The organism is Streptomyces sp. NPDC050388 (assembly GCF_040655635.1).
GTDB lineage: Bacteria > Actinomycetota > Actinomycetes > Streptomycetales > Streptomycetaceae > Streptomyces.
Genome location: NZ_JBFAKH010000284.1, coordinates 1 through 1,190 on the forward strand (window position 1 = coordinate 1; position 1,190 = coordinate 1,190).

The 1,190-nt window shown below is 68.1% G+C and carries 1 protein-coding gene and 1 pseudogene; one reads left to right on the forward strand and one right to left on the reverse strand.

Annotated features, from left to right (window positions below; translation table 11 throughout):
- The first annotated feature begins 143 nt into the window (after positions 1 to 143).
- On the forward strand, positions 144 to 863 hold the full coding sequence (locus AB0I73_RS41415; RefSeq protein WP_363045535.1) for an IS6 family transposase: 720 nt from the start codon (positions 144 to 146) through the stop codon (positions 861 to 863).
- A gap of 108 nt (positions 864 to 971) precedes the next feature.
- Here the strand turns inward: AB0I73_RS41415 and AB0I73_RS41420 are convergent.
- A pseudogene (locus AB0I73_RS41420) lies at positions 972 to 1,076 on the reverse strand (XRE family transcriptional regulator); the annotation flags it as partial.
- Between the last annotated feature and the right edge of the window lie 114 nt (positions 1,077 to 1,190).

Consider the following 1,190-nt stretch of genomic DNA (forward strand, 5'->3'; position numbering starts at 1 on the left):
AGCCGACAGATCAATGCCAAGGCACACGGCCAGTCACGTTGCGAGTCAAGCCACCGCCCGGAGCGGCACCCGATCATCCTCACAGTCACGTTGGCCGGCGCGTGGGATGATCTTGGGGTTGGCCGTGCGGGGAGGGGATCACCGTGGAGAGCGCGCCGCCGTCGTACCAGGGCCACCGGTACCCGGCCGAGGTGATCTCCCACTGCGTGCGGCGGTACTTCCGCTTCCCGCTGTCGTTCCGCGAGGCCGAGGAGCTCATGCTCCAGCGCGGTGTGCTCGTCTCCCACGAGACGGTCCACCGCTGGTGCGGCAAGTTCGGACAGCAGTACGCCAACGCCCTGCGCCGGCGGCGGCCGAAACCCGGGGACACGTGGCACCTGGACGAGGTCTTCATCAAGATCAATGGCGAGTTGAAGTACCTGTGGCGGGCTGTCGACCAGGACGGGATAGTGCTGGACATTCTCGTGCAGGACCGCCGGGACACCGCCGCAGCCAGGCGGCTCTTCCGCCGCCTGATGAAGACGACGTGTTCGGTACCGCAGGTGATCGTCACCGACAAACTCCGCTCCTACGGCGCGGCCCACCGCCAGGCCATGCCGAGGGTGGAGCACCACACCTCGAAGTACCTGAACAACCGGGCCGAGAACAGCCACCAGCCGACCCGCCAGCGCGAACGGGCAATGAAACGCTTCACCACGCCCGACCACGCGCAGCGGTTCCTGTCCACGTTCAGCGGCATCTCACCCCACTTCCGGCCCCGCCGCCACCCGATGACCGCCCCCGGCCACCGAGCCGAGATGACCATCCGCTTCGCCATCTGGGACCAGGCCACCGGCCCCGCCGGCCGGCCCGCCAAGACCTGAGCACCGGCCCGAAACCCGACCCCCGCCACGCCCCGACGCGCCGTCAGAGACCCAGGCACCCAACAACGTGACAGCGCCCCGTCGGCCTATCCCGCCTGGCTGCTTCTGCTACAGCTCGAACTCCACGTGCTCGACGTCCGTGAACTCCACGTCCAGGCCGTGGGCGCGGCGGCCGCCGTCGCGGAAGTAGACCTCGCCCAGGCATTCGGCGGATGCCGGGGAGTGTCTAATCAACGGCCCTGTCTCACTTTCGGTGGTGACGGAGCGTGTCGTTATCCGAGGAGGATGCGGTGGCGAAGAAGGGTGAAGCCTGCTCGTCCGTGCATC